Here is a 10,361-nt window from a genome sequence, read left to right as displayed (position 1 = left end):
GTGGCTTGTTACGTTCAAACTTGGCCTTTGCCATGGGTAATTCCTCTTTTTTTGGTGAAGATTTATCAATCAAAGAACAGTGAATAGCTGTTTGACGGCTGATGATACATACCAAACCATCAAATCGTTGACGCTATGGCTTAACTACTAAGGTATTTCTATTAAAAAAATAGTGTCGTCGCTACTTAGACGTTTCGTTATATACTCTTCGATATTTTACACACTTCAGTATTTCGTGCTCGTTGTATATATTTCATATCTATAGGCGTTACACAGACTTTTCAATCTATTCAACTACCTATAATAGCCCCTATCAACCATTTTCTCATTATAACTTAACGACTTAATAACAAATTGACAGCACTAAAAGGCAACACCTTAGTGTCACCTTTGAATTATAACTTGCCACACTAATTTTATAGTTTTCAATATTCTATAATTTCGATATCGACGTAAAGCTGTGTATTAAAGCAGCGAAGCAAACACAAAATGCATAAACAATAAATGGAGCTCATATCGAGAATTGAACTCGAGACCTCTCCCTTACCAAGGGAGTGCTCTACCGCTGAGCTATATGAGCATATTTTCAATATGCTACAGTGACAACCTGTAGTCTTACTAAAAAAAATATCACGATACAGTCATCAAAACTGATAATCGTGATGTATTATTGATAGCTTTTTGCGATGGTGCATATATGGAGCGGGTGGCGGGAATCGAACCCGCGTCATTAGCTTGGAAGGCTAAGGTGTTACCATTATACCACACCCGCAAATACTCTTATTTTAACTGACTCTAATCGAGAGTCTTTAGATATAAAAGAGCATGCTTGGCGCTATGACAAATTTTAAAATATGGTGGTGGGAGAAGGATTCGAACCTTCGAAGCTTTCGCGACAGATTTACAGTCTGTTGGGTTTGACCGCTCCCCAATCCCACCTTGGGTTGCTTTGAATAAAGTGACTTTAATCTAAAGTAAGTTTATAAAAAGCTACTTTGAAGAGATGGTGCCGACTGCCGGGATCGAACTGGCGACCTACTGATTACAAGTCAGTTGCTCTACCAACTGAGCTAAGTCGGCTTGTTCCCTCAAAGTGGTGGCTATTCTATCAAATATTTTGAGAGACGCAAGCCCTTTTTTACCTTTTTTGCATTTATTTTAACAATTTCACCTAAGCGATTGATTATACGTCTGTTTTTTATGAAAGAAAAACAGTGGGTTTTCTTGCTATCATTCCAGTAGTTGTTTTAGTTACTTCTAGTGACGTCGTTGTCTAACGAATGCGTAAACCATTACAGGCCATTTTTACTGCTTTGAGCAATGCCAGTGCTTTTCTATTGGTCTCATCCCACTCTGCTTCTGGTACTGAGTCGGCGACGACACCCGCGCCCGCTTGGATATGTATTTTTCCGCGACGCATCACTGCCGTACGAATGGCAATCGCAGTATCCATATTGCCATGCCAGCCTAAATAACCGACAGACCCGCCGAAAACCGTACGGCGCACAGGCTCAATCTCGTCAATGATTTGCATGGCACGTATTTTTGGCGCGCCTGTCAACGTTCCTGCTGGAAACGTCGCACAGAAGACGTCTAATGCATCCTTATCTGGCGCTACGGTCCCTTCGACATTTGAGGCAATATGCATCACTTGTGAATACCGCTCTACAAACATCTTGTCGGTGACTTTGACACTGCCATACTCACAAACTCGACCGATATCGTTACGCCCCAAATCAATTAACATCAGATGCTCAGCAATCTCTTTGTCATCGTTTAATAACTCTTGCTCCAATGCGATGTCTTCTGCTTCGTTCTGACCACGCTTGCGTGTGCCCGCCAGCGGTCGCACGGTAACTTTACCATTGTCAATACGTGATAGGATTTCAGGAGAAGCGCCAATGATATCAAAGCGCTTATGATCATCTAGAGTATAGCCATGAACCAAAAATAAGTAAGGCGATGGGTTTAAAAAGCGCAACGCTCTATATACAGCAAGAGAATCGCCTCTATAATCCGCGGTCAGTCGCTGAGCTGGGACTACTTGCATCACGTCGCCTGCTAAGATGTACTCTTTGATTTTATTGACATCGTTGCAGTATTTTTCTAACCCTGTTTGTGACTGAAATTTTGGCGTCGGCATAATGGGTGCATTTAAATTCGGCATTTCTGTCAGCTTCTCTTCTATTTTTTCCAGCTGCCGAATGGCATTGCTATAACCGTTTTCGGCATTACAGTCGGCATAGACTATGATAGATAGCGTGTTTTCTAGGCTGTCAAAAACTATCACGCTCATAGATAACATCAGCCACATGTCTGGCATAGACATCGGGTTTGGCGCATCAGACAAGCCCACACTTGGTTCAATCACTCGAACCATATCGTACCCAAAGTAACCCACCAGACCACCGCTAAAGCTTGGTAATGCAGCGATATCCTCTGATGTAGGCATTTTATACTCAGCCATGAGCTGACGAATATAATCAAAGGGGTCATCTACCGCATCTACGTCGTTGCGATCGTTTTTCTTAACTGTCATGATACCGTCTGAATACTGCAAGATCAGATCATTACCCAACCCGATCATCGAATACCGTGCCCAACGCTCACCACCGACTACCGACTCAAACAAATACGCCGATCCGCTCAAATCACGAACTTTAGAAAACACGGATACTGGCGTCTGTGCATCCATCAGACGTTTTTTGATCAGTGGTGCATGGCTAAAGCCTCGGTCTTGAAACGCTTGATACTCTTCAAAGGTAATCATGGTAAAACTCTCTCAACAAACTATTAGCAAAACACAAGAACAATAAAGATGTCAGTGCTATGGCCATATGTTCAACACGCCCTAATTGCAATACGAATAAACGATAACGTCAACACTCTACTGAATGTTGACGTTATTAAGACAGCGTATTGGTACTAAAACAGCGTATCAGCGACCACTGTCATACTCACGGGCAGCGATAAACGATTATACCAAACATCGCTGGCTCTCCAGTCACTTAAATGGAATGACTAATTATTGAATTATGCACCGTTCATACTAAAAAACCATATTGCCAATCCAATAATCAAAATCGCGACGAACACCCATATAAACCAACCACCACTCGCGCTTTTCTCTGCTTGCTCTGTGTGGGCTGGATTATTGAGTTCCTGATCCATCGCATTGTTACCCTCAGTACCAAGATCACGAGACTGCTCAAGATTTGCGGTACCTGAAAACTGAGCACTGGCTGCCTGCTTAGCACGTAAAATATCAGGGTCGGCCTCTTCTTGTAGAGTCGTTTTGGTCGTTTTATTACGCTCTGGTTGCGTGACTGGCTCTTCACTCAAAGCTGGCTCTTCAGGCGCAGTTAGTTGCTCTTTAGGCTTAGCTGGTTGCTCTGCTGGCGCTTCTTCTTTGAGTAGCATTTCTTCTTTGACGGCTGAAGGCGTTGTATTTTCAGCCTTGACTGGTGATGCCACAGCAGTATCATCGGTTGGCTCAAGATCATTATCTGACTCTGTTATAGGCGCTGCCAGACTTCCCGTGGGTTCTGGTTCTACTTTATCCTCGCGGGCTGGCAACATCTCCTCAATACCTGTCTCTTTTACGATAGGTTCTTCGGCTGCTGGCTCTTCGTCCACTAGCTCTTCGTCTACGGATTCTTCGCCCACTGGCTCTGTTGTCACTGGCTCTTGCGCAGCCGGCTCAACAGGCAATGGCTCAGCACCAACATCTTCCCTAACGTCTGGCTCTTTCTCCACCACTGGTGCTGCCTGTGCGCTGCTTGTCTGGGCGGCCACTGGCGCAATGACCCGAAAGGTAAAACTTGCAAACCCAACGGTATCATCTGCTTGCAGCAAGCTGGATTCATCGCCCTCTACACGCTGATCATTGATAAATGTTCCGTTTGATGAGCCCAAGTCTTTTACATATATCTGGCCATCCGATACGCTGAGCAGAGCATGATTGCGTGATATTTGCTTGCTGCCCAACACGACATCATTGTCACTACCGCGTCCGACGGACAGGCTGTCACTGACTGGCAACGTCAAGTCCCCGAGTGCTTCTGTCAACGCATTTAGATGCCAGGTTTCAGTATTTTCTGTCGTCTCCGAGCTGTCTGTATTATTCATCGTTGTCCTACTCCTTATTGTTATAAAATACTCTTGTCATAAGCTAATTCTAGAGAAACTTCTACTGATTATTCAAAGGGATGTTATGCCGTGAAAATGGGGTTTATAGAATCGCAATGATTGACTACGAATAATCTTAGGCATTGGCCGGCTTAGAGTCTTCATTTAGATTGAGAACACGGCGCCGTCAGTTATAGCGGTCAGTTAATAAGTAAGTACCTGTTTAGTATTCTACCGTATCAGCGATACACTATTGTAGGAACACTGTTTGTGTTTTGGAAGTGTTACGGCATAGCAGGTGTTTTTTGCTACTGTCTTAAAATAGACATCCACAAAAAAGGCACGATATTCGTGCCTTTTCTTGCTTGCAGGATACTCAACGCAGTGGATATCTGCCGGTTGAATTCTTGCGATTTTAGTGCTCGCGCGTGTTACTAAAAGTTACTTCTGGATAGCGATCTTCCATGAGCTGCAAGTTCACACGCGATGGCGCTAGATACGTCAAATAACCGCCACCATCTATTGATAGCTGGTCGTGCGCTTTTTTCTTAAATTTAGCCAGCGCTACCTCATCATCGCAGTGAATCCAGCGTACCGTGGCAATCGATACTGGCTCAAAGGTACACTGCACTTTGTATTCTTCTTTTAGGCGATGCGCGACTACCTCAAACTGTAGCACACCAACCGCACCCAAGATGAGGTCGTTATTAATCTGCGGCATAAAGACCTGAGTAGCACCTTCTTCACTTAACTGCTGCAAGCCTTTCTGCAATGCTTTCGATTTTAATGGGTCTTTTAGCACCACGCGGCGAAATAACTCAGGGGCAAAGTGCGGGATACCCGTAAAGTGCAACTCCTCGCCTTCGGTGAAACTATCGCCGATAGAAATCGTTCCATGATTGTGCAGGCCGATGATGTCACCTGGATAGGCTTCTTCTAGTGCCTCACGGTCGCCAGCGAGGAAGGTCAAGGCATCGGCAATACGTATGTCTTTGCCCAGACGCACATGCTTCATCTTCATGCCTTTCTCGTATTTACCTGAGCAAACACGTAAGAAGGCAATGCGGTCACGGTGACGTGGATCCATGTTGGCTTGGATTTTAAATACAAACCCACTAAACTCAGTTTCAGTGGCTGCCACTTCCCGCTCGTTAGTCGGATGCGCCTTTGGTGATGGCGCGTATTTGACCAACGTATCTAGCACCATGTTGACACCAAAGTTGCCCAATGCGGTACCAAACAATACTGGCGTCATCTCGCCTGCTAAAAACTCTTCAACACTGAAATCTTCTAGCGCCATTTGCACCAGTTCAAGCGACTCTTCAAAAGCGTCAAACATCAACTGGCCCAAACGTTCGCGAATATCAGGATAATCATAGCCCTCACGAGTTTCAGCGACCGTCATATCACCGCCATGACCTTTTTCATATAGATAGGTTTTGTTTTCGGTCAAATGATAAACACCGACAAAATCCTGCCCCATACCGATGGGCCAAGTGACCGGCACACATTTAATCTTCAACACTGATTCGATTTCACTGAGTAGCTCAAGTGGCTCACGAATCTGACGGTCAAGTTTATTAACGAATGAGATGATCGGTGTGTCACGCATCCGGCACACTTCCATCAGCTTGATGGTACGTTCTTCAACGCCTTTTGCGCCATCGACCATCATCAGTGCACTATCTACAGCGGTTAGAGTACGGTAAGTATCCTCACTGAAATCAGCGTGACCTGGTGTATCGAGCAAGTTGACCATATGGTCTTTATAAGGAAACTGCATGACGGAAGTCGTGATAGAAATACCACGCTCTTGCTCCATACTCATCCAGTCAGACGTCGCATGGCGATCCGTCTTGCGACCTTTGACCTCTCCCACTACCTGAATCGCCTGACCCCATAGTAATAGTTTTTCGGTCATGGTGGTCTTACCCGCATCGGGATGCGAAATAATGGCAAAGGTACGGCGTTTGGTAACTTCTTGCTTTAGTTTTTTCGGATCTACGCTCATAGTGTTCGGCTTCAACAGTTAGGTCATTTAGAGATGGCTCTAAATAAATAGGGTAAATATGCGCGTATTGTAACGGATTTCACTTCATACTGCAGAACTAACTCATGTCACCTCACTCAGTTTTTATTGGTTTAATGGACGCAACAACAAGTCTATATCTTGATAATTTAGCCAACTATTCCTTCATCGACGTATTCATTGACTGAAGCATCGCTGAGTTCACCGCTGTTTTTAATTCATAGAAATTTGGCAGTGTTCTTTATAATGGTATCGTCCATATTAGCGACATGCCCTAGCTGTCGCACTTACAAACCTATCATATATAGTTACTACAGCTGCACTGCGCTAGCTGTGCAAACTGCTACGATAAGTGTTAGTGGAAAATAATAAAAAGGCACTTATAAAAAAGGCACTCACTTCAGAACACACCCCCTTCAGTAAGGCGCATTTTAGCAACCAGTGCTTTACCGAAAAATCAACGTGAAAATCAATAACAAAGGACATGTCATGAAAGCTTTATACTCTACCAAAGCTACAGTCACTGGCGGTCGTGCGGGTAAAGCCACTTTGAGCGACAACGACCTCAGCATCAACATGGTTCCGCCAGGCTCAGACAAAGAAGGTAACAACCCAGAGCAGATGTTTGCCATAGGTTACAGCGCGTGCTTTGATGGTGCGCTGGGTGCAGTCAAGCAAATGGAAAAAGCCACGTTTGACTCCACAACCGAAATCGAAGTCGACTTATTACAAGGCGACAGCCACGATTACAAACTGGCTGCGAAAATTTATGTGGTTGGTGAAAACACCGAACTGTCTGCTGATGAGTTTCAAAAACTGGTCGAAAAGGCACATCAAGTCTGCCCATACTCAAAAGCAACGCGTGGCAATATTGATGTTGAAGTGACCTCAGAAGTGAAATAGTACCACTTAGCAAGTTTGGCTGTTCAGCATTTGTAATCACCATACTTATTGGTACGCAGTCTTAAAAACGTTATAAGAAATGAACTCGGTAAATGCCGAGTTCATTTTTTTTGTGCTAGTAAACATTTGGGTAGTGAGGGCTGATGCTAAAACCGCCCTGAAGTAAATTGTAACTTTTGATGCAGCTCGGCACGCGCTGATTTTATCGTTATAATGAGTCTATATTTTTATCCCACAGCTGATAAGTGACTTATATGACTGACCACATAACCGACAGTGAACACAACTCGCACCAAGCGCTTGACCCGAAAGCCCTACCAAACTTTGACACTATGCCCAATGTAGCGATGATGGACACCAGTCATGTGGATAAAGAGCAGCCGCCTTTTATCCTAGTAGATGGCTCTTATTATTTGTTTCGCACTTATCATGCCCTACCAAAAACCATGCAAAACTCTCAAGGGCTAATAACCAATGCAATTCGTGGCACACTTAATGCCCTGCTTAAGCTGATGCGTCGATATCACCCGACTCATATGGCGGTGTGTTTTGACACCAAATCACCGACTTTCCGTCATCACATGTCCCCTGATTATAAAGCCGCCCGCCCACCTATTGATGTAGAGCTGCTGGAGCAAATTCCTTATATTCATCGTTTGGTTGCTGCTTTAGGGATTCCACTGTTGCGTATCGAAGGTGCAGAAGCCGATGACATCATCGGAACGCTGGCACATCGAGCGGTAGAATATGGTCATCACGTGGTCATCTCCACTGGTGATAAAGACATGATGCAACTGGTCAATGATTGCGTCATATTGGAAGATAGCTTTACTGGTAAAGTCACGGATACCCAAGCGGTCGTCGACAAGTTTGGTATCAATCCAAATCAGATAATTGATTTTTTAACCCTGATGGGCGATGCCTCGGATGGCATCAAAGGCGTCCCAGGAATCGGCAAAAAAACCGCAAAAGATTTGCTCGTTGAGTATGGCGATATCGGTAATATGTTAAAGCATATTGGTTTTATCAAAGGTCGCGGCGCAAAAGGTTTGATTGAGCACGCTGATGACATTCCTTTTAATCGAAAACTGGCCACCATCGTCACGGATTTGAGTGTCGGACAAGAATGGCAGGACTTAAAAATCAACACCGACCCTTGTGCTCATATCGATGATTTGCGAGCGCTATACACTGAGCTAGAGTTTAGAAATGAGTTGGCATCTCTTGATCACCCAAACCATCCCGCCAATGCAAATGGAAACGGCTCACAAAGTGTCGCTGACAGTCAAGCGAATGCCGAATCACAAGCGCAAATCGCCAAATCCCTGCAGTCAAACTCGGATGAGAGTGGCACAGACCGTCCGTACCAGGACAGAGCTTGGCATACTGTTTTAGATGAGCCTGCCTTTGATAGCTTGGTTAAACACTTAGAAGACGCATCGCACTTCGTCCTCGATACCGAAACCACCAGCGTCTATTGGCGTCAGGCGGAGATCGTTGGTCTGTCTTTTGCCTTGCAGGCGCATGAAGCTTATTACATTCCACTCACTCACAGTCTAGAAGGTGACGAACTAACTGCCAAGCAGCTAGATCGCGATACGGTCTTGGCTCGATTAAAGCCTATCTTGGAGAATCCAAACATTGGCAAGATCGGTCAACATCTCAAATATGACGCTCATATCCTTAGTCACTATGATATCGACTTGATCGGGGCGATACATGAAAGACCCAATAACTGGCGCATGGATACCATGCTTGCCAGCTACGTGATTAACGCTGCTGCTACTCGTCACGGCATGGATGACTTGGCACGGCATTATCTACAAACCCAGACCATCAGCTACGAAGAAGTGGCAGGAAAAGGCGCTAAGCAAGTGACGTTTGACCAAGTCGCGATTGATATTGCCAGTGATTACGCCTGTGAGGATGCCGACATCACTTATCAGCTCTTTGACGTCTTTAGCGAAAAACTCGATGCTGATGAAAACAACGCTCAATTATTGCACGAACTAGAAATCCCTTCCGCAGAAATCCTTTGCCAAATGGAAGCAAACGGTATTTTAATCAAACGCTCATTTCTCAATGAATTATCCGAACGATTTGATGATGAAGTAATCGCGCTTGAAAAACGTGCTTATGAAATTGCAGGCGAAGAATTTAATCTTGGCTCACCGAAGCAATTAGGCGAGATGCTGTTTGATAAACTGGGCGTGCCTGGTGGCAAGAAGACTAAATCTGGACAATACTCTACTGGTGAAGCCGTACTCTCAAAAATTGATCACCCATTGGTCGAGATTGTCCTTGAGTATCGTGGTCTCTCAAAGCTAAAAAGCACCTATACAGACGCACTGGACAATGTCGCAGACGCTGAGACTGACCGTGTACACACCAGCTATCACCAAGCACTGACCAGCACTGGTCGTTTATCATCAACTGACCCCAACTTACAAAATATTCCGATTCGTACTGCGACTGGTCGATTGATTCGTCAAGCCTTCATCGCTCCAGAAGGTCGTGTGATTTTGGCTGCAGATTACTCTCAAGTTGAGCTGCGTTTGATGGCACACTTTTCAGGAGACAAAAACCTCACCCACGCCTTCAATGAAGGCTTAGATATTCACGCTGCCACCGCTGCTGAAGTGCTTAGTAAAGATGTCGCAGATGTGACACCCACTGAGCGTCGTAATGCCAAAGCCATTAATTTTGGTCTTCTATATGGCATGAGCGCCTTTGGTCTTGCCAAGCAGCTACAGATGAGCCGCAATGAAGCGCAAGACTATATCGACATGTACTTTGAGCGTTACCCTGGTGTAAAAAATTATATGATTAACACTCGCGCCAGCGCTCATGATAACGGCTACGTCGAGACCATATTAGGTCGCAAGCTCTACACACCTGATATCACCCATAGCAATCGTATGGTTAAACAAGGCGCTGAGCGTGCTGCGATTAATGCGCCACTACAAGGCTCAGCCGCTGACTTAATTAAGCTGGCCATGATTGCCGTCGATCAAGTATTGCCAAAAAATCAAGCAAAAATGCTGCTACAAGTCCATGATGAATTGGTGTTTGAAGTTGATACGGATAAAGTCGATGAGATAGGCAGCCTAATCAAAACAGCCATGCAAGACGTATTAAAAGACACCGCGAAAAACAAAGGCTGGAATGTAGACTTTGCCGTGCCATTACTGGTTGAAACCGATAGTGGTGAAAACTGGGATGAGGCGCATTGATTAAAGAAGCATTAAATGAACTACCCACTACCTTAGAGGTAGGGGTTTCTTAGGTAATGCTCATACTT

Annotated in this window: 5 protein-coding genes and 4 tRNA genes; 2 read left to right on the top strand and 7 right to left on the bottom strand. The window is 44.8% G+C overall.

The genetic code is table 11. The annotated features are described in order from the left end of the window. Positions 1-505: 505 nt before the first annotated feature. From L0J61_RS05540 to L0J61_RS05510, 7 genes are all read right to left on the bottom strand, one after another. Positions 506-580 (bottom strand) — tRNA-Thr (locus L0J61_RS05540). A 118-nt stretch (positions 581-698) separates the two neighbouring features. Further along, positions 699-772, bottom strand: a tRNA-Gly gene (locus L0J61_RS05535). Positions 773-855: 83 nt separating this feature from the next. After that, positions 856-939, bottom strand: a tRNA-Tyr gene (locus tag L0J61_RS05530). A gap of 65 nt (positions 940-1,004) precedes the next feature. After that, positions 1,005-1,080 (bottom strand) — tRNA-Thr (locus L0J61_RS05525). A gap of 193 nt (positions 1,081-1,273) precedes the next feature. Further along, positions 1,274-2,770 (bottom strand): anthranilate synthase component I family protein, encoded by a 1,497-nt coding sequence (locus L0J61_RS05520; RefSeq protein ID WP_301465340.1) that lies wholly within the window; start codon positions 2,768-2,770, stop codon positions 1,274-1,276. Between the two features lie 263 nt (positions 2,771-3,033). Beyond that, entirely contained in the window at positions 3,034-4,128 is a 1,095-nt protein-coding gene (locus L0J61_RS05515; protein WP_301465339.1) for an FHA domain-containing protein, read from the bottom strand. 415 nt (positions 4,129-4,543) lie between these two features. Continuing rightward, positions 4,544-6,139 (bottom strand): peptide chain release factor 3, encoded by a 1,596-nt coding sequence (locus tag L0J61_RS05510; protein WP_301465338.1) that lies wholly within the window; start codon positions 6,137-6,139, stop codon positions 4,544-4,546. Between the two features lie 507 nt (positions 6,140-6,646). Between L0J61_RS05510 and L0J61_RS05505 the strand changes: the two genes are divergently transcribed. Both L0J61_RS05505 and polA read left to right on the top strand, forming a co-directional pair. After that, positions 6,647-7,060: an organic hydroperoxide resistance protein gene (locus L0J61_RS05505; protein ID WP_301465337.1), complete on the top strand. Its 414-nt coding sequence runs from the start codon at positions 6,647-6,649 to the stop codon at positions 7,058-7,060. A 254-nt stretch (positions 7,061-7,314) separates the two neighbouring features. Continuing rightward, positions 7,315-10,293, top strand: coding sequence for a DNA polymerase I (gene polA / locus L0J61_RS05500; RefSeq protein ID WP_301465336.1), 2,979 nt, complete (start codon positions 7,315-7,317; stop codon positions 10,291-10,293). Positions 10,294-10,361: the final 68 nt, after the last annotated feature.

Source organism: Psychrobacter sp. (assembly GCF_030457785.1).
Lineage (GTDB): Bacteria > Pseudomonadota > Gammaproteobacteria > Pseudomonadales > Moraxellaceae > Psychrobacter.
Note: the sequence above shows the minus strand (reverse complement) of the source record. Positions and strands in the feature narration are given on the sequence as shown.